Below are 21,990 nucleotides of genomic sequence, written 5' to 3' on the forward strand. Positions count from 1 at the left end.
ATGTCTCCGGCACAGCGGCCGTGTCGATGTGGCGCCAACCAGTCTTTCCGCTAATATCGGACGCGGAGGAACCATGACCGAACTCGTCATCCGCCCGCTGCGACCGGGCGAAACCGAGCTTTTCCTGTCGTACCCGTTTCCGCGCCAGCGCGAATTGTGGGAAACGGGGCGCGACCACGCCGCCTTGCTTGCGTCCGGTGAGTATCGGCCCGAGCACACCTGGGTGGCGATCCGGGACGGGATTGTCGTCGCCCGGGCGTGCTGGTGGACGGGACAAGGGGATGAACGGCCGGCATCGCTCGATTGGATCGAGGCCGAGCCGGGGCCGCAGCAGGTCGAACTCGCAACGAGGCTCCTGCTCGCTGCGCACGAGACGATGCGCAACGACGAGGGCAAGCGCCCAGACTGTCACCTGTTCCTGCCGCCCGGCTGGCGTGACAACGAGGCGCTGCGGGTTGCGGGGGAGGCCAGGCTGCAGGCGGCGCAGAACGCCGGGCTGACGCTGTTCGTTGAAAGATTTTCATACCGCTGGTCGGCCGAACGTGACGGCCTGCCGGCGCGCAGCGATCGACTGGAGTTCCGCCCCGCCGAGGATAGCCAGATGCTGGCGGCGCTCCGCCAGGTGTTGATCGGCACCCTCGATGCACACGACCGACGCAACGTTGCCGCCCACGGCATCGACCGTGCGGCCGAGCTGCAGTTGCAGGGCCTCAACTGGTTTCCCTCCCCGCGTGACTGGTGGCAGTTGGCGTACACCGGGTCGGGCGAGCTCGTGGGCGTGATCGTGCCGGCGCGTAACTACACCATGCCGACGATCGGCTACCTCGGCGTCGTCCCCAGGGAGCGCGGCCGTGGCTACGTCAACGACCTCCTGGCCGAAATGGCCTGGCGCCTCAGCGAGCTCGCGCCCGGCGAGGAAGTCGGCGCCGACACCGACTTCGACAATGTGCCGATGGCGAGGGCATTCACGCGCGCCGGTTTCCGCACCACCGAGGAACATCTCGTGCTAACCGACACGCAATGATGTCTTTCAGGCGGACGCCCCCGTCCCGCAGCCGCCTAGTCAACCCACGGAAACCCATCAGGATCGGCCTTGGCGCGCGCCAGAACCGTGTCATCGTCATGGCCACGGATGTGTTCGAGAAATGGGAAGTCGTCCGGGCTGACGGTGATCCGCGCCATGGGGCGAACCGATTCAAGGCTCGCCCACTGGGGAACATGCGCGCGGCCGCCGTGGACGTCCTGTGGCGGCATGAGCTCGAACGTGTCGCGCGGCAGGAAATATACGACGCCGCTAGCGAAGGCGCGCGCTTCGAGCGCCGGGCGGCTGACCGAGAAGAAGTAGTGAGGAGCGCCGAGTCCGCCATCGGTCTCAAGGCGCAGCGCGGCGTTGACGATGAACATTGGAGTGGAGGGTCGGTCGAGGACTGCATAGAACATAGACCACAGCCCGTCAGATGTGGCGTACACGGCCTTGCGGTCTCCGAAAGGGTGCACGTCGTTCGACTGGCGCGGCTCGAATACGTCGATACCCGCGTTCTGTGAGCCATGCACCACAATCGGCCGGGTTTCGGCAATGTGGCAGATGAACTGCCAGCGCGGCCAAGGAAGGTCGTATGCGATGGGTGCGTTGCCGCCGCGGCGGACGGCTGCATCGAAAAGCGCGTCAAATGCCGCGCGCGCCACGGGGTCGTCGACGTGCGGCGGGCGAGGCATGAGGAAGTCAGGGTAAGCTGGCATCGCGCGAATCGTCCTCTTTCGCGCATCCTATCAGGCGAATGACGGAGTCACTCGGTCCGGTGGGCTCGGTCTATGCGCAAGCCTGGTACGAGCGCCTGACGAGCTTGGGCTCAGTCCCGATTTTTGGAGAGTGTGTTCGGCCTACGCTTTCGCTCCATCCACAGCCTTCGACGCCACGGGCTTCAAATTACCCCGATTCTCGGGGCATCTCTTGTCTCTAACCCAACAGCTCCTGAGAATTCCGGCCGATGCTCCCTTACCTGTCCGAACTGCTCGCCCCGTATTGGGGTCCGGCGAGGCTCTTTTCCTCCTACGCCATGCTCGCCACGGTCGGATCGTTCTTTTCGGCCTTGGCGAGCGTGCTGTTGCTGCCGCGCCTGTGGCATCTGGCGACCAAGGACAAGGGGCGGGCCCACGCGGTCGACTCCGAACAGAGCGTCGGCAAGCCCGTGGGTGTGGGCATCTTCGTCGTCCTCATCACCGCAATTTTCCTCGCCCTGTTTGCCCCGGTCGATGCCCGGATCTACTTCTGTTTCGGTGCGGTGCTGCTGGCATCCTGCGTCGGTTATGTCGACGATTTCAAGCCCGGCGGCCTCAGCCAGCTGACCCTCGGCCTCACCGACCTCGCCATGTCGATCTTCGTGTGTGTCGTGATCCTCAGCGGCTACGACGCCGAGCTATGGCTTCCGTTCACCTCGACGCATTTCGACGTTCCGTTCTGGCTTGCCATGCTGATCTACGCGCCGGTCGTCTGGATCTGCATCAACGCCATCAATTGCAGCGATGGCGTGGACGGGGTCTCCGGATCGCTCTCGGCTGTGACCATCGGCGCCCTCGGCTTCATCCTTTATGTCGTGGTCGGTGATGTGACCAATGCGCAGTATCTGCTGGTTCCCTTCCGCGCCGACGCCGCCAACTGGGCGATCGCCTCCGCCATCTTCTGCGGGGCAATCGTCGGCTATCTCTGGCACAACGCCCCTCCGAGCGCGGCGCTCATGGGCGATGCGGGCTCACGTCCGATCGGGCTTTTCATAGGCATGTGCATCGTCGTCTCCGGCAACCCGGCGATCGTGTTCTTCGTCGCGCCCCTGCTGCTGTTCAACGGCGCCACCGGCCTCGTCAAGGTCGGCCTCATCCGCGTGTTCGGCTGGCGCACCCTCGATTCGATCCGGTTTCCGTTTCACGATCACGCCCGCAAGAACCTGCAATGGTCGACCTCGCAGGTCCTGCTCCGCTTCCTGCTCATCCACCTGGCGAGCCTCTGGTTCCTGCTCACGCTTCTGATCAAGGTGCGGTAAGGCCGGCGCCACCGCCCGGAAATGATCAGGGCGCAGGCGACTCCGTCAGGCCGTGCAGGCGTTCCACCACGCCGCGATCGAGGCGAAGTGCGTTCGCCAGTCGTTGCAGGTAATCCCGCTCGGCCTCGGTATTGATGTCGACCGCCAGTAGGGCACCCAGGTAGACTTCGGTGGCGACCTCCGGCCGGCTCACTTGCACGCCGAGCTGCTCAGGGTCGACCGGTCGGCTCATTTCCTGGCGAACCGCCTGCCGCTCCTCTTGCGTAGCTTCATCATTGCTGAGCTGGCCGAGAATCTTCTCCATCTCCTGCTCATCGAGGTGACCATCGGCTTGCGCGGCCCCGATCATTGCACGCAGCACCAGCCGTTCGGTCGCAACGCTCGTCATCGCCTCGACCTGGCCGGACGTCGGCGCCTGGTCGCCCTGCTGGTTCTGGTGATCCTGCCAGGCCTTGAACGCAAGCGTGCCGAGCACGGCCATCGCGCCCCCCTTGGCTGCGCCACCCAGGCCCCCACCAAGCAGGCCTCCCGCAAGAGCGCCGAGGCCGCCGATCTTGGCGCCGCTCATCCCACCCACCTGCTCCTTGCCCAGGAAATCCTTCGCCATTCCGGCAAGACCCCTCCCGCCCTGCCCGTGAGAGCCGGATCCGCTGCCCAGAAATGAGCCGAGCATCTGCTCGACGCCGCCGGAGCGGTCGGCGTTCTGTGCGCCCGATCGGAGCCTGTTGTGCGTTTGACCCGACATTCCCTGGTTCAGCAGGCCTCCGATGATATTTCCAAAGCTCATCGTCTCCACCCTTTGTTCGGTCACTGGTAAGCACCAATGCCGAAGGCTTGGCTCCGTTCCGCGCAAGTGCGGCAGATCGAACACATGCTCACGCCTGAAGACTGGCGGCGCAGGAGGAACGTCGCATTTAAACCGTCCCTCGCCAGGACGCGCGCCGTGGCCTCCACCAGCGCCCTCACCGTCTCCTACGCCCGCGTCTGGCGACCGTCTTTCTGGGCTTGAGGTTCCGCAACGGTCATGAGAGAGGCCACCCGGGCAAGCGGCATAGGCCGTCGCTGGAAGCATGCTCGACGTCCTGGACAAGTACCTTCGCAGGTGAGCTACCCGTTTCCGGGCGGCCGCTGACCGAGGGGTCGTCCCGAGGCGGCCGAACGAACGCGCCCCTCGCACTGCAGGTCATTGACACCCTGACGCCCCTGCATTTCAGTGCCTCTTGAAGGGCGATCGGATCCGCATGCGGACACGTGCGGCCGGCTTCGAACAGAAGAGGAACGCACAAGTGGCAGAATACGCATCCCGGCAGGCGCTCCCGCCGCAGCTCTGCCGCTGGAACAACGGCCAGGTCGATCGAACGGGGACCTTGGTGATCCCGGCAGGCGTCGGGACCGTACCCGCGGTCATCGTACTGCATTCAGCTGCCAATCCGATCGGAAGCGCTCCACTGTACCGGCATCTGGTCGATATCCTGGTGCCGCGGGGCGTTGCCGTGCTGCGCTACGACCGATGGCGCGCAGACGGAACCGAAGTGCGCCCACCAAGCTACCAGGACCTCGCGACCGACGCGGCCGCTGCGTACGACAGCTTGTGTCGTCACCCGAGAATCGATCCGACCCAGATCGGCTTCTGGGGACTTAGCCAGGGCGGATGGCTGGCGCTGCTGGCGGCGAGCCTGGTGCATAGCGCTGCGTTCACCGTCGTTGTCTCTTCGCCCATGTGTACGCCCAAGACACAGATGGAACATGCCGTCGCCAACGTTCTGCGCATTCGAGGTTTTGAAGAGCAGGACGTTGCTGATGCATTGTCGCTCCGCTCCGCCATCGATCATTTCGCCCTGACGGGAGAAGGGAAGGAGCTGGCATCGCAGCGCCTGGCGCTGGCGCGATCGCGTCCATGGTTCGACCACGCCTATGTCGCACCTGACCTGCCGACCGCCGGGACCTCCCGGTGGGGGGAGGACATGCGGCAACAGCCATTGGACGCGATCGCAAAAGTTCGGGGTCCTGTTCTCGCCGTTTACGGCGGACACGATCCCTGGGTGCCGACGGAAATGTCGATGGAGGCCTTGAGACGGTTGCAACGTCCCAATGTCACTGTTCTCGAGATCGAGGACGCCGATCACGTGATGATGGTGGGGCGTCCGCCTTTCGACCAGGTGGACCCGGGCCTGTTTGCCAAGGACGCTCCCAACAGCAGCGCATACTTCAGTGCGCTCACCGAATGGTTGGCCTTGCATGTCGCACTCGACGAGGGGAACGATCGCGGCCTTCGCATGTCTGCGATGAACCCGTAGCGCCGTCCTGGAGCCGGAATATCCGACCTGATCGATGGGCCCTTCTATGACGGCTCGATCTGCTCGATCTGCTCGGCCATGACAGCGCAGGATCGCACGACAGGTTTGACCGCCATGTCGCGTGGACGTTGCTTCGGCAGAGCTGCGGTCGCTTGCCGCCCGAGCCGATCCACCTCTTCGATATAGGCGAGGACGAGATCATCCTTGGATGGGAAGTGATTGTAGAACGTCGCGTTGGCGACGCCCGCTTCCGCGATGATGCGGTCGATGCCGACCGCATGGATATCCTCTGCATAAAAGGGCTGTGTCGAGCAGGCGGCGCCGCGCCGGGCTGGTTGCAGGGTTTCTGTCTGAGTCGATCTTGTTCGTGGGTTGACTCTACCAGACAGATCTGTATGCTGTAGTAGACAGACCTGTCTGTATAAGAGGATAAAATGCAGTCGAACGAAACAACTGAAATCATGCGCCGCTTCAACCAGGCGTTTCTCGAGCACCAGCCGGAGATCCTCAGGGATCTTGTCGCACCCGATTGCGTCATGGAGTCGATCCAACCGGCGCCGAACGGCACGCGCTACGAAGGCTACGATGTGTGCGTGGCGTTCTGGGAGGCTCTGGCCGCCGATCGCGCGACCTGGTTCGAGGTGGAAGACACCTTTGTCATAGGCGACCGCGCCAACATCTGCTGGCGCCTCAATTTCGGCGAAGGTCAGTCAGTCCGCGGCGTCAACCTGGTGCGCGTCCGCGACGGCCGCATCGTCGAAGCGCTGGCCTGTTCGAAGATACCCGCCGAGGCCGCGCCTTTGCCCGAGACGCCCGCCGCATAGCGGATTCCAACCCAGCAAGTTTCAAAGGAGGAACACATGATCATCATAGCTGGCCATTCGCGGGCCAAAAACGCAATCGAGCGCGACGCTGCCGTTTCTGCGTTCGCCGACATGGTCGAAACAGCAAGGCAGCAGGACGGCTGCCTTGATTTCGCGATCACCGCCGACTCGCTCGATCCAGAGCGCGTCAACATTTTCGAATGCTGGCGGGACCAGCAGACCTTGAACGCCTGGCGCAAGATCGCCAGAGGCCCGAAGGTCGTCCTGCGGGAACCCCAGGCAAAGCTCTATCGCAGCGACAAGGCCGAGAAGCCGTTTTAGACTAGTTCGGCCAGGCCGGCTCCGGCTTGGTGCTCATCATCGCAAAGATCAGCGCGAAGAGGGTGATGGACGCCAGGCGCGCCAGCAGCGCGCGATTGTCCCTGACCAGGGCTTGGGCGCTGGTGCTGCCCCCGGCATCGATCGGGAGTGAACGAAGGTTGGCGGTCCATGCTGCCGTCGACGACGATCAACAGGCCAATCATGGCGAACGAGCACAGCAGCCATGGGGTCAGCAGCGGCCATCCTCCCACGATGACGACGCCGATCCCGGCCAGGAGCCCGACCGGGATGAGAACGCCCACCGCTCGCGTTGCGAGCAAGGCCAGCCTCAGCGATGCCAGTTGCCCCAGCCGTGCCGGAATGAGCAGCACCTCGCCCAGCACCATCAAGGCCAACGCCGCGGTCATGGCGGTGGCATGAATTGTGACGACACCTGCATACATTGGCACTTCCCCCGCGTTGCAGCGTCAGCGACGCCTGATCCTTGAGCGCGTCCGTTTGAAGACGCCGCACCTCAAGGCAATATGGCGGTCGATCCGGAGCGCATCAACGTCTTCGAATGCCGGCAGGACCAGCGGGGCTTGAACGCCTGGCGCAGGATCGCCAGGCCGCCGCGAGTTGCTCTGCGGATACCTGAGATAAACCTCTATCGCAGCAGCACGGCCGATAAGCCGTTATGAGGCGGGGCGGCATACGGCTTTCGCGCGAACGCGACAATGTCGTGGCGCGCGTCGACTCCTTGCCTCCTGCCCTACCAGTTGGCGATGCGGCCGTCGGGCAGGATGGCTTCGAGCGCGGGGATCTCTTCCTGCTTGAAAGGATGGCGGGCCGCGGCGGCCTCGTCGATCTCGATGCCGAGCCCCGGAGCCTCGGGCACGCCCCAGACTCCGTTCTGCATGTCGAGCGGATAGGCATCGGTGCAGATGTCGCGGAACCAGGGGACGAGCCCCACCGCCTCCTCCTGGATGAGGAAGTTGGGGGTGGCGAGATCGAAATGGAGCGCGACCGCGCCGGCGACCGGGCCCATGGGATTATGGGGAGCGACGCCCATATGGGCAGCCTCGGCTATGGCGGCGATCTTGCGCCCGCCGGTCAGGCCGCCGCAATGGGCAAGATCGGGCTGGATATAGGCCACCGCCCGGTGCTCGGCGATCTCGGCGAACTCGCGTGGCGTGAACAGGCGCTCCCCGGTGGCGAGCGGGCAGTCGACGCGCCGGGCGAGATCGGCCATGGCCGGAGCGTCGCCGGGCTGGATCGCCTCTTCGACGAACAGCGGGCGGATCGGGGCGATCGCATCGATATAGGCCTTGGCGGCCTCGATGCTGTCCGGCCGGCCATGGAAATCGGTCATGATCTCGATTTCGTCGCCCACCCGCTCGCGCACGGCCGCGGCCAGCTTTTCCACATGGCGGACCGCGGGCAGCGGCGCGTCATAGCCGGTATAGGGGACGAAGCCGAGCTTGATCGCATTGTAGCCCATCTCGACGGTTTCCTGCACCGCGTCGCAGAACACGCCGATATCGCTGGTCGGCACCTGCGCCCCGATCTTGGCGCGGCGCAAATGCGTATAGACGCGCACATGGTCGCGCACGCGCCCGCCGAGCAATTGGTGGACGGGCACGCCCAGCGCCTTGCCCTTGATGTCCCAGAGCGCCTGCTCGATGCCAGAGACGGCGGTGAGCCCGATGGCCCCCAGCGGCCAGAAGCTGAAGCCGGTCATGCGACGCACCATGTGCTCGATACGCATGGGATCCTCGCCCACGACGAACGGCGCCAGGTCCTCGATGGTGGCGCAGACTGCCCGGGTCTTCCACTCGAGCGTCGCCTCGCCCCAGCCGTGAAGGCCTGGCTGGTCGGTCAGAACCTTGACGAAGATCCAGTTGCGATGAACGGCGTTCACGACGACCGTTTGAACGGCAGTGATCTTCAATTGAGCCTCACTCAGGGATTGAGAACTTTTGGAAGCCAGGTCGAGATTTCCGGGACGAGGCAGAGGATGACGACGGCAACAAGCTGGGCGAGGAGGAAGGGCACCAGCGCCCGCATGAGCGGGATCATGCGGATATTGCCGACACGCATCACGACGAACAGCACGACGCCGACCGGGGGTGTGACCAGCCCGATGGCGAGTGTCACCACCACGACCATGCTCGCCTGCAGCGGATCGATGCCAAGCGCCGCGGCCGCGGGCATGATCAGCGGCATGAAGATGAGGATCGCCGCGCCGATATCGAGGAAGGTACCGAGGATCAGCATGAGCACGGCCAGCGCGAAGAGGAAGTTGAGCGGCTGGCCCTCGAAGATCATCGCCGCGTCACGCACGAATCCGGAAATGCCGAGAAGGTTGAGCGCATAGGAAAGGATGGTCGCCGCCGCGACGAGCAGATAAATGGTGGCCGAGGTGCGCGCTGCCCGCATGAAGGCCTGCCACAGCCCCGCCATGTCCATCTTGCGGAAGACGACGACGGAAAGGAAAATGGCATAGGCGACCGCGATGCCCCCGCCCTCCGTCGCCGTATACGCACCGAGCACCATGCCGCCCACGATGATGAACGGCAGGGTGGCGACGGCCATCCCCTCTACGATCATGCGCACGCGCGATTGCGAGCTTTCACCGATCCGGGGCTTGGGGAGCTTGCCACGCAGCGCGCCGATGAAGACGACGCCCGCGCAGGCGAGGCCGAGCAGCAGGCCGGGGCCAACCCCGGCAAGGAACAGGTCGATGATCGAGACGCCGGTAACGGCGCCGATGAGGATCGCCAGCCCCGATGGAGGGATGATCGGCCCGATGATGGAGGAGGCGACGGTCACCGCGGCCGCATAGGGGCGGGTATAGCCTTCCTTGGGCATCTCCTGCATGAAGACGCGGCCGAGCGCGGCCGCATCGGCCACCGCCGAGCCGGAAATGCCTGCAAACAGGACCGAGGTGCCGATATTGGCATAGGCGGTGCCGCCGCGCAGCCAGCGCGTGGCCCCCGAAGCGATGGAGATGAGCCTGGTGGTGATGCCGCCCTGGCTCATGATCTCGGCGGCCAGGATATAGAAGGGGACGGCCAGGAACACGAAGCTGTCGACCCCGGTGAACAGACGCGTCGCGACGATCGAAAAGGGGATGTCGGCGATCCACACCCCGACGAGCCCGGCAAGCCCGAGAGAGAAGGCGACCGGTACGCCGATGAGCAGCAGGCCGAGCCCGGCAATGGCGACCCAGATCATGCCGCGCCCCCGGTGGTCTCGGGCGTGATGCGGTCCGCATCGAACGCACCGAACCAGGAGAGCGCGATCTGCACGAGAATTAGGAAGGCCCCGACCGGCAGCGCCATATAGGGGTAGATCATCGGGATTCCCGAGGCCGGGGCGACCTGGCCGGCATTGCGCATGGCGAGCGGCCAGCCATAGATGAGAACCACGACGCAGAAGATGCCGCCGATTGAATAGAGCGCCGAGCGCATCAGCAGCGCGTGTCGGGCGGGAACCATGGATTCCAGCGTTTCCACCCCCATGTGCTCGACCCGGTAGATCGCGGCGACCGAGCCCAGCATCATCAGCCAGATCATCAGGTAGCGCATCAGCTCCTCTGTCCAGCTGAAGCCGATGCTGAAGGCATAGCGGCCGATCACCTGGGTGAGGTTGAGCGCAGTGACGGTGATGAGCAGCAGCGTTGCCAGCGTCTCGGTGGTTCGGGCGAGCAGCAGCGCGGCACGGCGGGCTAAAGCCTGCATGGAAACATCCCTCCGGTGCCGCGGGCCAGAGCCTTTCCCGTTCCGATTGAAATCGGAACGGGAGCTCCAGCTCGTTGTATGTTCGCGTCTTCGAACCGCAAAAGTGGTGTCCACCCCGGATCAAGCCCGGGACAGGCTTGTTGCTGAAAACGCTCTAAAGTCCGCGGCAAGGTGTTGAGCCTACTGGGCGCCGTACATGCGGGCCTTGACGGCCTCGACTTCGGCGAGCAGCTCGTCGACCAGCTCGTCACCCACATTGCCGCGGATGAACTGCAGGACGGGCGCCTGCACGACATCGCGGAAGGCGGCCTTTTCCTCGGGCGAGGAGACGTGAATCTCCATGCCGAGCTCTTCCTGGAGACGGCGGCTGTAGAGCCAGTCGCCCTCGGTCTTTTCCAGGTTCTCGGTCAGGGCGGCGAGCTCGGCGGCGTCCTGGATGATCTGCTGGTGGCCGGGCGAGAGGGCTTCGAACCAGTCATTGTTGGCAACGATCACGTGCAGCCCGAAGGTGTGCTCGTTGAGCGTATAGTATTGCTGCACTTCGCCATGGCCGCCGCTATAGACCACGGCGGGCGGGTTTTCCTGCCCGTCGACTACGCCCTGGCGGAGCGCCATCACCACTTCGGCGCCGCTGATTGGCACGGCGGTGGCTCCGAGCGCCTTGACCATCTCCATATAGACCGGGCTTTCCATGGTGCGGATCTTGAGGCCGGCCATGTCGTCGGGATCGACGATCGGACGGACATTGTTGGTGAAGGACCGGAAGCCATTCTGCGAGAAAGCCAGCGCGCGCATCCCGGTCTCTTCCAGGATGTCCTGGCGCATGGCATCGCCGAAGGGGCCGTTCATCACCTCCCAGGCGATCGGAGCGCTCTCGAAGAGGTAAGGCACCGACCAGACCTGCATGGGCGGATAGAAGCCGGCCATGGCCCCATCGGCCGGAAGCGTCAGCTCGAGGCTCCCCTGCTGGACCTGCTCGAGCATCTCGCGCTCGCCGCCCAGCTGGTTGCCTGGGAAGAGGCGGACGGTGATCTCGCCATTGGTCTTGAACTCGACATATTCCTTGAACCGGACGACGGCGTTGTACTCGGGGTAATCCCCTTCGGCGACGCCGATGCCGAACTTGATTTCGGCGGCCACGCTAGCCGATGAAAGAGCAATGGTTCCCAACAGGGCAATGGCTGCGGCACGCGTTATAAACATTTCGATCCTCCCAGGATGCGGCCCTTGAGGCCGGATTTGCATTGACGCCGAGCGCGACTGGCGGCGACATGGGGCTACCATGCAATTCTTTAGATCATATGTAAAGATTCAGGATGACCGATACGATCCCTTCGAGACCAAAGACGCGGCCAGTGGTCCTGACCCTTCCGGTGGATCTGGGTTCGTCGCTGCCCACGGGCGCCACCAAGATCGCGGTGGACGTGCTCGGCCGTCGGATTGCAAATGACGCCTATCGGCCTGGCGAGGTGATGCCGACCGAGCCGGAGCTGGCAAGTTCGCTTGGCGTGAGCCGGGCGACCGTGCGCGACGCAATCAAGGTGCTGTCGGGCAAGGGCATGGTGCGTACGGCACGCCGCTATGGCACGCGGGTGCGGCCGGTGGAGGAGTGGAACCTGCTCGATGCCGACGTCGCCGCGTGGCACGACCCGACCCATCCCCGCCTGCAGGTGATGTTCGCCGAAACCACGGAGCTTCGCGGCATCATCGAGCCGCAGGCAGCGGCGCTGGCGGCGGCGCGGGCGACGGACCGGCAGGTCTCGGCCATCGTCGAGGCCGCCTATGCCATGCACCCGCAATCGGGACCCGTGGAAGAGCTGTTTGCCGCCGACTGCACGTTCCACGCCACTATCCTCGACGCAACCGGCAACCTCCTTATGCGGCAATTGCGCCCCATTATCCTCACCATGCTGTGGATTTCCTATGAATACGGCGTGCTCGCCAGGAGCGAGGAACCGGTGTCCCGGGAGGGCCATATCAAGGTGGCCGAAGCGATCAGGAAACGGGACGCAGCGGGCGCGCAAAGGGAGATGACCCAGATGCTCGAGCTCAACCGCCGCACGGCGGCGCTCCCGACGCCCGAGCCGGACTGACGGCCGAAACTTGAAGGGAAAGCCTGCATATCTGAAAGCGCGTAGCCCCACGCACCCACGCCAAGGAGCCGGAAACAGATGAGCCTCATCACCTATCTCACCACGATCGAGTTCGGCGCCGGTTCGCTGGCAACGCTCCCCCAGCATCTCGAGGCCCTGGGCATCAGGCGGCCGCTGCTGGTCAGCGACCACGGACTTGCGGGCACCGGTCTCGTCAATGACGTTCGCGCGCTTTGTCCCGATGGCGCCACGGTCTTTCTCGACGTCCCCTCCAATCCCACCGAGGAAGCCGTCAGTGCTGCAACTGCCCTGTTCAGGGCCGAGGCCTGCGATGGCGTGGTTGCCCTTGGCGGCGGCTCGCCCATTGACCTTTCCAAGGGCGTGGCGCTGCTCGGCACACATCCCGGTCCGCTCGAACCCTATGCGTCGATCCTCGGCGGCCTCGATCGCATCAGCGAGAAGGTGGCGCCGGTCATCGCAATTCCAACGACCGCCGGAACAGGTGCCGAGGTCGGCCGCGCCGCGCTCCTGACCCTCTCTGACGGGCGCAAGCTCGGCTTCATCAGTCCGCACCTGATCCCCCGTCGCGCCATCTGCGATCCCGAGCTCACCCTCGGCCTGCCGGCGGGACTGACGGCCGCGACCGGGCTCGACGCCTTCTCTCACTGCATCGAGACCCTCTTCTCCCCCCGCTACAACCCACCGGCCGAAGCGATCGCGCTCGATGGTGCCGGCCGCATCTGGCGCGCCATCGCGCGCGCCGTCGCCGATGGCGGGGACATCGAGGCGCGCACCGAGATGATGATGGGCTCGCTGCAGGGCGGATTGACCTTCCAGAAGGGCCTCGGGGCCGTGCATTCCCTCTCCCATGCACTGGGCGGGTTGAAGGCGGTGTCACTGCACCACGGAACCCTCAACGCCATCCTCATGCCCGAGGTCCTGGAACTCAACGCGAGCGCCGCTCCCGATAAGCTCGAGCGGCTGACCCGGGCGCTGGACCTGCCAGCCGACAGCGACGTGCCCGAGCACCTGCGGGCCCTCAACCGGCGCCTCAAGATGCCACCGGGCCTCAGAACGCTCGGGGTGACCGACGACATGCTCGAAACCGTCGTTGCCGGCGCCCTGGCCGACCACAGCCACCCCACCAACCCGAGGCCGATGTCCGCCGAGGACTATATGGGTATCCTCAAGAGAACGATGGTTTGAGCTTGAGGCTGAAGCGGATCGGCAGGGGAAGATCCGGCCCTCTGCGAGCTGGATTGTCAGGCGCTCACCGCCGCGGTTGCCGCCACCGACGTGACTCCTGCCACCAACGCCACGCCACCCACCGCTGTCATCCCAGCGAAAGCTGGGACCCAGCCTGAGATACCGCGCCAGCCGCAAGGTGTGTGAACGGGGCACGCGACACAGAATAACCGCTCCCTCCATGCACGTGATGTGTTCAGGGCTGGGTCCCAGCTTTCGCTGGGATGACACCTTGTGGGCCGGAGCCCACAATATTGTCGGCACCCGGGCGTCTGGCGTAGCATTCCTGCCATAGGGAGGGGCGCCGCCATGGCGAACGATCAGGAAGACGAGGCAGCCATAGTCGAGCTTCTTCATGCCAACCGCATCGCCATGTGGACGGCCGATTTCGATGCATGGCGGGAGTGCTTCGTGCATGCCGACTACACCACGCGCTGGGGCTGGTGGCGAGCGGGCGGCGTTTTCGTGCGGCGCGGCTGGCGGGAGATCGAGGGGCGCGTCGGGCGCGACTTTCCCCGTGTCCGCCACGACTATGCCTATGACACCAAGATCCGCAATCTCACGATCCGCATCGTCGGTGACGTGGCCTGGGCGGTTTTCGAGCAGCTTTACCCAGGATACGACATGCTGCCCGGTCACGTCGGGCCGAGCCTCATCCATGAGATGCGCATTCTCGAGCGGCATGATGGGCGCTGGAAGATCGCGTTCCTCGGCTTTCTCGACGGCAATGCCGGCGAACCGGGCGCCAGGATTATTCAGCTTGCCCCGGATGCCACAGTGCTGTGGGTCAACCCGGCGGCCAGCGAAGTGCTACCGGACCATGACGATCTCGTCATCCGCAACAACCGGCTGCGCTTCCGCCAGACAAGCATTGACGCCAGGTTCCGCAGCGCACTCGACTGGGCCGCGCACCTCGATGACGGACTGATGTCCCGCCGGGGGTCGATGCCGCTGGTGGTCGAAGCTGGGCAGGGATTGCCGGTCAACGTCTATTGGGTGTCGGTGGAGGCGGGAACGCTGTTCCTCAGCTTCGGGCCCCTTGGATCGGCCGAACGCCGCCTCGGCCTTGCCGCGAGGATCTTTGGGCTTTCAGAGGCACAGACGCGGTTGGCCACTCACATTGCCGAGGGACTGACACTGCCCGATGCGGCGGCCGCCATGGGCGTGACGCTCAACACCGCCCGCACGCACCTCCAGCGCATCTACGAAAAGACCGGCGTTCATCATCAGACCGCGCTCGTGCGCGTGCTGCTCTCGGTAGGCGCGGCGGGGTAATTACGTCACCCGATCGGGTGACAGGCAACCGTCCCCTGCCCGGATGACAAGCGTCCACGCTGCCCGGTGCTAGATTGTCCCCATCCACTCGGTCACAGGAGGATGGAAGTGGCTGTTCTCGATCAGCGCTTTGACGCAAACCCATCACCCGCCGCCCCAACACTTCACGCCTCATGGTGGAAGGACGCCTTTCCCAAGCAACGCTTTCGCGCATGGCTGCGCCTGCAGCGCTGCCGGCGCCGGCGTGCGCTTCTGGCCCGGACCATCGCCTTTGAGCGTTTCGACGGATCGCCCCGCACCCCGGGGCAACGGGAAAGCGAACTATTCTTCGCGCGGCTGGTGCAGGCCATGCTGGCGCGCTAGAGCGTTTTCAGCAAAGAAACGTGCCCCCTCCTGACCCCGGGGTGACTACCGGTCCTTGGCAAAATCCCCGAGTTGCGTCTACCGCCAGCCCATGAACAGGCCTGGATCGCTCTTGCAACAGTTCACGCCTATGTAAAAGCACGAAGATAAGTTTTGAACTTCGCCGGTTACTATCGGCGCGCTTGGCTCAACGATGGCGTCTGGCCCAGAGCAGTCTTTTCGCGTTCGAAAGGGTGCGATATTCTTGCGCTGAGGGTGCGCCGTCGGAGGGCGGGCATGAACGTCGCGACACCGACTGTAGTAGATGACATCGTTGCCGTCATAAAGGCCGAGCATGTCGCCTTCTGGATGAAGGACCACGACGGCTACGCGCGCTGCCATCTCCACGCGCCGCATACCTGGTGGTGGAGTTACTGGCGTCACGGAGGCCTTGCCATACGGCACGGATGGGACGAGATCGGCGAGCGCTCTCGTAAAGCCATGGCCGCCTTCATCGCCCCCAGTCCGAGCTACGCCTACGAAACCACCTGGGATAACATGGTGGTACGGATATGTGGCGACATGGCATGGGCGACGTATCAGCTGCACTACCCCAGCAGTGACGGACCGATCAGCGAACTGCGCGGCACCACCAGCCTCGCCTATGAACTGAGGATTCTCGAAAAGCATGCTGGCGAATGGAAGATCGCGCTCTGCAGCGTCATGGTCCCGGGCCTCGACCAGCTGGGTGGCCCGCTGCTGCAGCTCGGCCCGGATGGACGGGTGATGTGGAAGAGCAGGGACGCCGGAGCCGCCCTCGATGACGACGATGACCTCGTCATCCGGGGCGATCGTCTGCGCATCCGCGGTCGAGCGGCCGATCTGAGGCTGCAATCAGCGATCCAATGGGCCGCCAAGCGGGATGGATTCCTGATGGCGCGCCGGGGAGCGATGCCGATCGTCATGGACGCCGGCGAAGGACTGCCGACTAAGCTTTGGTGGGTGATAGCGGAATCCGGCATGATCCTGTTCTCGTTCGGCAATCGCCACCTGGCCGAGGAGCGGCTGGCAATGGCTGCCTCGGCCTTCGGCCTGTCTCCCTCGCAACTGCGTGTTGCCAGAAGGATCGTCGAGGGGCTCTCGCTGGTGGAGATTGCCGACGACAGCGGCGTGAGCGTCAATACGGCGCGCACGCAACTCCGGCGCATGTTCGAAAAGGTCGGCGTCCACAGCCAGCCGGCGTTGGTTCGGGCGCTGCTTTCGGTCGCCGTGCCGCGGTAGGCGTTTTCAGCAAAGAGCCTGTCCCGACTTGATCCCTACCCTGATTTGTCACGCGATCGGATGACAGAGGACAGCGCGCACATCCGTCAGGCTGAAGCGGTGGATTGGCACATCTGCGAAGAGTTCGGCCATGATCTTCAAGCTTCTCATCGACGGACGGTCGGTTGCTGGCGACGCGTCTGCGCCCGTGATCAATCCCGCGACCGAACAGGTACTGGCTGAATGCCCGCGCGCCTCCGAGGCGCAACTCAATCAGGCGGTAGCCGCGGCCAAGGCGGCGTTCCCCGGCTGGGCAGCAACGCCGATCGACGAGCGGCGGGGTATCCTTAAGGCCACCGCCGATCGCATCGACGCCCACGCCGACGAACTGGCGCGGCTCCTGACAAAGGAGCAGGGCAAGCCGATCGGCAGCGCCAAGCATGAGCTCCGGTTCCTGGCGCATGCGTTGCGCACGCATGCCGGCTACGAACTGCCGTTCGAAGTTATGAAGAATGGCGCGGGCCATCGGATCGAGGTGCGCCGCAAGCCCCTGGGCGTCGCGGCGTTGATCCTGCCCTGGAACTACCCAATGGCGCTGCTCGGGTTTAAGTTGCCCTTCGCATTGCTCGCCGGCAACACGGTTGTCACCAAGCCCGCACCTACGACGCCCCTGACGACACTGCGCCTGGGGGAGTTGATTGCCGATCTGTTGCCGGCCGGCGTGCTCAACGTCATTGCCGACGCCAACGATCTCGGCGACGCGCTGGTGCGGCACCCGGACGTGCACAAGGTCGCTTTCACCGGCTCGGCCGTGACCGGCCGCAAGGTGATGGCCAATGCCTCGGCAACACTGAAGCGTTTCTCGCTCGAGCTCGGCGGCAACGACGCCGCCATTGTGCTCGAGGATGCCGATCCCAAGGCCGTGGCGCCAAAGGTGTTCGCCTCGGCCTTCGGCAATAGCGGCCAGGTGTGCATCGCCATCAAGCGGCTCTATGTGCATGACGTGATCTACGATGCCATGTGCACCGAGCTAGCGACGCTGGCGGATGCGGCGATTGTGGGCGACGGGTCCGAGCAGGGGACGACGCACGGGCCGCTTCAGAACAAGGCGCAGTTCAACAAAGTTCTCGAGATCCTCGACGACGCGAGAAAGCACGGAACGGTGATCGCCGGCGGCACGATACCGGATCGGCCGGGGTATTTCCTGCGGCCGACGATCGTGCGAGATATCGCCGAGGGGACGCGGCTGGTTGACGAGGAGCAGTTCGGGCCCGTGCTGCCGGTGATCCGCTTCAGTAGCAATGAAGACGCCCTCGCGCGCGCAAACAACTCGCCCTATGGGCTCGGCGGCTCGGTCTGGTCGGCGAATGTCGAGCGGGCCCGGGCGCTGGCCGAGCGGATGGATGCCGGAACGGTCGGCATCAACCAGCACGCGGGCATCGACGCGGACGTGCCACTAGCTGGTGCTAAGCAGTCGGGCATCGGCACCGAGCTCGGACAGGACGGGTTGCTCGAGTTCACCCAGCTCAAGGTGCTTGCCTCGCCCAGCCCGCAGAAGCCAGATCCTGCTTGAGCCCCGCCTTACGTTCGTGCGACTGCCCCCATCTGGCGCCAAGCGGCCGTTCCGGGGCGGATGGGGCCGGTGCGAAGCCAACGACGATCTGGATGGGGTGATGTCCAGTTTGGCTGAGGGCCCCATCCGGCATGAAGTGATCCCGTCGCCTGTTGGTGAGTTGACCGATCGCGGCGAGATACGGGCATACTACCAGATGCTCTATTCGAGTGCCCCGGGGCGAACGAGCCACCTGTATCCGGCGTCTCTACGGAGATGATTTCATGGTCGGCGAGACGCTCTGGGAGGGGGAGGGGGAGGGGGAGGGGGAGATGGTGGATGGCAAGCCATTCCTTCTCGACGGGAAGCGTGGGCGCGGCGCAAACCGGCTCCTGCAGTAGCAACCAGCCCCGCCCGCGGATGTGGTCCCGCAATGACCCAACCCTCTTCATCATCACTGGCGCCATGGCCGCCGGCAAATCGACCGTCGCCAAAGCCCGGGTCCAGCGCTTCCCCCGCTCCGCCCATGTCGGCGGCGATGCGTTCCTCAGGATGATCGTCAATGGCGGCGCCGTCATGGGCCCGGTGCTCAAAGCCGAGGCACGCGCCCAGCTGACGCGCCGCCTTCAATAGGCCGCGTTGGTCGACCCTATTGGAGTAACCTCGAGCAAATCGTCGGTCTCAATCCAAGGCTTGAGCTGAGCACCCCGGAGACGCTGACACGCGATGTTCGATGCCCAAAACTCCAGCTCGATTTCCCGCGCCGGCGCGGCAATCGCCTCGTATTTCACCTCCCGGCTTGCCGGCACCGCACCTCTCGCCATCGTTTTCTGGCGCGACATGGTCGCCATCGGCTCAGGCCTTGTCCTGCTCAGTCTTGCGCTTGTCGTCGTTCTGGCGCTCAACAATGCGCCCACTGCGTGGATCGTCATCGCCTATGTCGCGAACTGGCCCTACTGCGTCTTTGCGACATTTGCCGTCTGGAAGGCTTCTTTGCAAAGCAGTCCGGTACAACGAGGACTCGCCCGTCTGGCCGCGCTTGCCTGGCTTTTGTTTGCCCTGGTTGTGTAAAGGATCCAGCAACACAGTCGGCCATCGCGCAGCAGCGTTCATCATGCCAGGGTGGAACCCCCTGCCGCTTCCGGCACGTGTGACGCCACCAGCACCAGAGCCACAATTCGGCTTTTGGGAAGCCCAATGGCAAGGCCGTCAGAATCACCGTCTCGCAGAGGCTTTGGATGGTGATGGTTTTTCGCGAATGCGAATGGCCCGCCCTTCCGGGTGGTCGATCTCGAAAGCATCGGTCTTGCGCACGAGATCGCTGAGCTTGCGAAAGCCGTAATTGCGCGGATCGAAATCCGACGAGAGGTTCGCCAGTTGCGTTCCGACAGCTCCGAGCGGTGCCCAACCGTCTTCTGTCTCCATCTGGCCGAGAACGCGCCGGATGATCGTCGCGGCCGCACCCGGTGGCTGCAGCGGCTTGGCTTTGCTGCCTGCGGCCTCCACATTGGCTGGCGCATCGGGGAGCAGGTTTTCGGTGTAGGTGAAGCGCCGGCAGGCCTGACGAAAGCTCTCTGGCGTCTTCTGTTCGCCGAACCCGAAGACGTCGATGCCCTGCTCGCGAATGCGAGCGGCCAGCCGCGTGAAGTCGCTGTCCGATGAGACCAGGCAAAAGCCGTCGAAACGGCCGCTATGCAAAAGGTCCATCGCATCGATGACGAGCGTGATGTCGGAGGCGTTCTTGCCGGTCGTATAGGCGAACTGCTGCTGCGGGATGATGGCATGGCGTGCCAGGACATCGATCCACGCTTTCGATCTCGAGCTGGCGAAGTCGCCATAGATGCGTCGAACGCTGGCCTCACCGATCTTGGCGATCTCGTCGAAAAGACCGTCGACGATCTTGGCCGACGCGTTGTCTGCGTCGATCAGAACTGCCAGGCGTGGAGAGCGCTTCTCGGTAGCCACTGATCAGGAGTCCTTTCAGGCACGGGTTGTTTTTGTCTACCTATCACGCGTTTCGTTTAAACAACGATGCCTGAGATTCAGTTCAATCGGTTTGCCAGGTACCCTGATGTAGCCAACGACTGCACCCACTTGTACCGTCGGCCAATGAGCCAACCCCTCTTCATCATCACCGGCGCCATGGCCGCCGGCAAATCGACCGTCGCCAAGGCGCTGGTCCAGCGCTTCCCCCGCTCCGCCCATGTCGGCGGCGATGCGTTCCTCAGGATGATCGTCAATGGCGGCGCCGTGATGGGCCCGGTGCTCGATGCCGAGGCCCGCGCCCAGCTGACGCTGCGCCAGGAGATCGCCACCGACGTCGTCCGCCGCTACCACCGGGCGGGCTTTGCTGTGGTCTATCAGGATATCCTCATCGGCGAGGATCTCCTTTCCGCCATCGACCGCCTCGCCGACCTCGAGCCCCGCGTCGTGGTGCTCGCGCCTTCCATCGAGACCCTCGCCGAGCGTGATCGCGACCGGGCCAAGACTGGCTATTCCGACGGTTTCCCGCCATCGGTGCTGGCCGAGGCGCTGGTCCGCGAAACGCCACGGGTCGGCAAATGGATCGACTCGTCGGGGTTGACTGTGGAAGAGGTGGTGGCGGTGATATTGGGGGAGTGAGGGGGAGCGGCTGCAACCGACGCCGTTGAGGAGATTGGACAAGGACGGCCCCATGACGGCAGAAAAGATCAAGGACATCCTCGCCTACAATGATGCGCAGACCGGCGAGGACCGCCAAATCTGCACTGCGCTGAAAGAGATCATCGATCGGCAGCTCCCGGAGGCCGAGAGCAAGATCTGGCATGCGCATCCCGTCTGGTTCCTCGATGGCAACCCGATCGTGGGCTACAGCAAGCTCAAGTCGAGCGTGCGCCTGCTCTTCTGGAGCGGCCAGTCCTTCGCCACGCCGGGCCTTACGCCCGAAGGGACCTTCAAGGCGGCCGAGATCCGTTATACGTCCCCTGATGAGATCGACGCTGCCGCGCTCGCCCGCTGGCTGGAAGAGGCGCGGCTGATCCAGTGGGACTACAAGAACATCATCAAGAAGAAGGGCCGGCTGGACCGGATATCCTGAAGCGGCCCTCTATCCGACTGCCACCGGCCTGTCGGTGTTGACCGCCCGTTGCGCCGCGAACGCGCGCCGGTAGGCCGGTCGCGCTTCGGCGCGGGCGACATAGGCGGCAAGCCTGGGAAACTCCTCGAGCAGGCCCGACGGCTTCAACCTTTGCAGCACGCTGACCATCATCAGGTCGCCGGCGCTGAACGTGCCGTCGAGCCAGTCGGCATCGCCAAGGCGATCGGAAAGCTCGCGCAGCCGCTTGCGCACACGCTCTGTAACGAGCGGCAGCCGCTCTGCCGACCAGATCTCGCCCCCCTCGAGGAGCCTGGCGTTCTCGCGCTCGAGGATCGGCGGCTCCACGGTGCTCACCGCCGCGAACATCCAGGTGATGGCGCGCGCCCGGGCATCGGCATCCTCGGGCAGCAGGCCCCGATGACGCTCCGCGATATGAAAGATGATCGCCCCGCTCTCGAAAAGCGCGAGATCCCCCTCCTCATAGGTCGGGATCTGCCCGAACGGATGCACCGCGCGATGCGCCGGCTCCTTCATCGCGCTGAATGAGACCAGGCGCACCTCGTAAGCCTGGTCCACTTCCTCCAGCGCCCAGCGCACGCGCGTATCCCGCGCCAGCCCCATCCCGCCATCGGGCGAGCGCTCGAAGGCGGTGATGGTGGGGGTCGTCTGCACGCTGCGGGCAGCTGCAATGGCGGCGATGTTGCTCATCTCTGGTCTCCTTTTTATGGAGTAGACGAACGGCCGGCCGGGCGATCGACAGGGGGCCGGGTGTTTTTTCGCCAAGGGATTTGCGGTGGGAGGGGACCAGGCCGAGGTGAGGCACCACACCACCCCACCCACCGGCTGTCATCCCGACGAAAGTCGGGACCCATCCTGAGATGCCGCAGCAGCCGCAAGGTGTGTGAATGGAGCACGGGTAGCGAGCGTCACTGCACTCTTGTTGCA

Annotated in this window: 25 protein-coding genes; 15 read left to right on the top strand and 10 right to left on the bottom strand. The window is 64.5% G+C overall.

Features of this window, described 5'->3' with window-relative positions:
* Positions 1-73 precede the first annotated feature (73 nt).
* Positions 74-1,024, top strand: a complete 951-nt coding sequence (locus QQK18_RS22255; protein ID WP_284342590.1) for a GNAT family N-acetyltransferase — start codon at positions 74-76, stop codon at positions 1,022-1,024.
* A gap of 35 nt (positions 1,025-1,059) precedes the next feature.
* On the opposite strand, the gene QQK18_RS22260 is transcribed toward QQK18_RS22255, so the two are convergent.
* Positions 1,060-1,740 (bottom strand): hypothetical protein, encoded by a 681-nt coding sequence (locus QQK18_RS22260; RefSeq protein WP_284342591.1) that lies wholly within the window; start codon positions 1,738-1,740, stop codon positions 1,060-1,062.
* Between the two features lie 248 nt (positions 1,741-1,988).
* Here QQK18_RS22260 and QQK18_RS22265 point away from each other — a divergent pair, with 248 nt between their 5' ends.
* Positions 1,989-3,038 (top strand): MraY family glycosyltransferase, encoded by a 1,050-nt coding sequence (locus QQK18_RS22265; RefSeq protein ID WP_284342592.1) that lies wholly within the window; start codon positions 1,989-1,991, stop codon positions 3,036-3,038.
* Positions 3,039-3,063: 25 nt separating this feature from the next.
* Here the strand turns inward: QQK18_RS22265 and QQK18_RS22270 are convergent, their stop codons facing one another.
* Positions 3,064-3,909 carry a tellurite resistance TerB family protein gene (locus QQK18_RS22270; RefSeq protein ID WP_284342593.1) on the bottom strand — a complete coding sequence of 282 codons (846 nt, stop codon included), beginning with the start codon at positions 3,907-3,909 and terminating at the stop codon, positions 3,064-3,066.
* 415 nt (positions 3,910-4,324) lie between these two features.
* On the opposite strand from QQK18_RS22270, the gene QQK18_RS22275 reads away from it, so the two are divergent.
* The gene (locus QQK18_RS22275) at positions 4,325-5,335 is read left to right on the top strand and encodes an alpha/beta hydrolase family protein (RefSeq protein WP_284342594.1); all 1,011 of its coding nucleotides are present in this window, start codon (positions 4,325-4,327) and stop codon (positions 5,333-5,335) included.
* Between the two features lie 44 nt (positions 5,336-5,379).
* Here the strand turns inward: QQK18_RS22275 and QQK18_RS27635 are convergent, their stop codons facing one another.
* Positions 5,380-5,829, bottom strand: coding sequence for a TetR/AcrR family transcriptional regulator (locus QQK18_RS27635; RefSeq protein ID WP_284342595.1), 450 nt, complete (start codon positions 5,827-5,829; stop codon positions 5,380-5,382).
* Between QQK18_RS27635 and QQK18_RS22285 the strand changes: the two genes are divergently transcribed.
* Together QQK18_RS22285 and QQK18_RS22290 are read left to right on the top strand one after the other, a co-directional pair.
* Positions 5,797-6,159: a nuclear transport factor 2 family protein gene (locus tag QQK18_RS22285; protein ID WP_379994170.1), complete on the top strand. Its 363-nt coding sequence runs from the start codon at positions 5,797-5,799 to the stop codon at positions 6,157-6,159. The two genes, QQK18_RS27635 and QQK18_RS22285, sit on opposite strands and share 33 nt — an antisense overlap.
* 36 nt (positions 6,160-6,195) lie before the next feature.
* Positions 6,196-6,480 (top strand): putative quinol monooxygenase, encoded by a 285-nt coding sequence (locus QQK18_RS22290; protein ID WP_284342597.1) that lies wholly within the window; start codon positions 6,196-6,198, stop codon positions 6,478-6,480.
* Here QQK18_RS22290 and QQK18_RS22295 read toward each other — a convergent pair.
* The 5 genes from QQK18_RS22295 to QQK18_RS22315 all read right to left on the bottom strand — a co-directional run bounded on the left by QQK18_RS22295 (position 6,477) and on the right by QQK18_RS22315 (position 11,405).
* Entirely contained in the window at positions 6,477-6,923 is a 447-nt protein-coding gene (locus QQK18_RS22295; protein ID WP_284342598.1) for a hypothetical protein, read from the bottom strand. The genes QQK18_RS22290 and QQK18_RS22295 overlap by 4 nt on opposite strands.
* 308 nt (positions 6,924-7,231) lie before the next feature.
* Positions 7,232-8,410, bottom strand: coding sequence for a galactonate dehydratase (gene dgoD, locus QQK18_RS22300; protein WP_284342599.1), 1,179 nt, complete (start codon positions 8,408-8,410; stop codon positions 7,232-7,234).
* A gap of 11 nt (positions 8,411-8,421) precedes the next feature.
* A complete protein-coding gene (locus tag QQK18_RS22305; protein WP_284342600.1) occupies positions 8,422-9,696 on the bottom strand; it encodes a TRAP transporter large permease in 1,275 nt (424 codons plus the stop codon).
* A complete protein-coding gene (locus QQK18_RS22310; protein ID WP_284342601.1) occupies positions 9,693-10,202 on the bottom strand; it encodes a TRAP transporter small permease in 510 nt (169 codons plus the stop codon). Before QQK18_RS22310 ends, QQK18_RS22305 begins: the two co-directional genes overlap by 4 nt.
* A gap of 180 nt (positions 10,203-10,382) precedes the next feature.
* Positions 10,383-11,405, bottom strand: coding sequence for a TRAP transporter substrate-binding protein (locus tag QQK18_RS22315; protein WP_284342602.1), 1,023 nt, complete (start codon positions 11,403-11,405; stop codon positions 10,383-10,385).
* A 152-nt stretch (positions 11,406-11,557) separates the two neighbouring features.
* On the opposite strand from QQK18_RS22315, the gene QQK18_RS22320 reads away from it, so the two are divergent.
* The 8 genes from QQK18_RS22320 (at position 11,558) to QQK18_RS22355 (ending at position 19,040) form a co-directional block, all read left to right on the top strand.
* Complete coding sequence (locus QQK18_RS22320) at positions 11,558-12,295, top strand: FadR/GntR family transcriptional regulator (protein ID WP_284342603.1); 738 nt, start codon at positions 11,558-11,560, stop codon at positions 12,293-12,295.
* A gap of 78 nt (positions 12,296-12,373) precedes the next feature.
* Positions 12,374-13,501: an iron-containing alcohol dehydrogenase gene (locus QQK18_RS22325; protein WP_284342604.1), complete on the top strand. Its 1,128-nt coding sequence runs from the start codon at positions 12,374-12,376 to the stop codon at positions 13,499-13,501.
* Between the two features lie 348 nt (positions 13,502-13,849).
* Positions 13,850-14,815, top strand: coding sequence for a helix-turn-helix domain-containing protein (locus tag QQK18_RS22330; RefSeq protein ID WP_284342605.1), 966 nt, complete (start codon positions 13,850-13,852; stop codon positions 14,813-14,815).
* A gap of 108 nt (positions 14,816-14,923) precedes the next feature.
* Entirely contained in the window at positions 14,924-15,178 is a 255-nt protein-coding gene (locus QQK18_RS22335; protein ID WP_284342606.1) for a hypothetical protein, read from the top strand.
* Positions 15,179-15,454: 276 nt separating this feature from the next.
* Complete coding sequence (locus QQK18_RS22340) at positions 15,455-16,438, top strand: LuxR C-terminal-related transcriptional regulator (protein ID WP_284342607.1); 984 nt, start codon at positions 15,455-15,457, stop codon at positions 16,436-16,438.
* Positions 16,439-16,568: 130 nt separating this feature from the next.
* Entirely contained in the window at positions 16,569-17,990 is a 1,422-nt protein-coding gene (locus QQK18_RS22345) for an aldehyde dehydrogenase family protein (protein ID WP_284342608.1), read from the top strand.
* 318 nt (positions 17,991-18,308) lie between these two features.
* Positions 18,309-18,602: a hypothetical protein gene (locus QQK18_RS22350; protein WP_284342609.1), complete on the top strand. Its 294-nt coding sequence runs from the start codon at positions 18,309-18,311 to the stop codon at positions 18,600-18,602.
* Between the two features lie 93 nt (positions 18,603-18,695).
* Positions 18,696-19,040 carry a hypothetical protein gene (locus QQK18_RS22355; protein WP_284342610.1) on the top strand — a complete coding sequence of 115 codons (345 nt, stop codon included), beginning with the start codon at positions 18,696-18,698 and terminating at the stop codon, positions 19,038-19,040.
* A gap of 144 nt (positions 19,041-19,184) precedes the next feature.
* Here QQK18_RS22355 and QQK18_RS22360 read toward each other — a convergent pair whose 3' ends face one another.
* Positions 19,185-19,934 (bottom strand): NYN domain-containing protein, encoded by a 750-nt coding sequence (locus QQK18_RS22360; RefSeq protein ID WP_284342611.1) that lies wholly within the window; start codon positions 19,932-19,934, stop codon positions 19,185-19,187.
* Between the two features lie 144 nt (positions 19,935-20,078).
* Between QQK18_RS22360 and QQK18_RS22365 the strand changes: the two genes are divergently transcribed.
* Both QQK18_RS22365 and QQK18_RS22370 read left to right on the top strand, forming a co-directional pair.
* Positions 20,079-20,591, top strand: coding sequence for an AAA family ATPase (locus QQK18_RS22365; protein WP_284342612.1), 513 nt, complete (start codon positions 20,079-20,081; stop codon positions 20,589-20,591).
* Positions 20,592-20,643: 52 nt separating this feature from the next.
* Positions 20,644-21,045, top strand: a complete 402-nt coding sequence (locus QQK18_RS22370; RefSeq protein WP_284342613.1) for a DUF1801 domain-containing protein — start codon at positions 20,644-20,646, stop codon at positions 21,043-21,045.
* 9 nt (positions 21,046-21,054) lie between these two features.
* Here QQK18_RS22370 and QQK18_RS22375 read toward each other — a convergent pair whose 3' ends face one another.
* Positions 21,055-21,753: a glutathione S-transferase family protein gene (locus QQK18_RS22375; protein ID WP_284342614.1), complete on the bottom strand. Its 699-nt coding sequence runs from the start codon at positions 21,751-21,753 to the stop codon at positions 21,055-21,057.
* Positions 21,754-21,990: the final 237 nt, after the last annotated feature.

Origin of the sequence: Devosia nitrariae (assembly GCF_030160115.1) — a bacterium.
In the GTDB taxonomy this organism is placed as follows: domain Bacteria; phylum Pseudomonadota; class Alphaproteobacteria; order Rhizobiales; family Devosiaceae; genus Devosia; species Devosia nitrariae.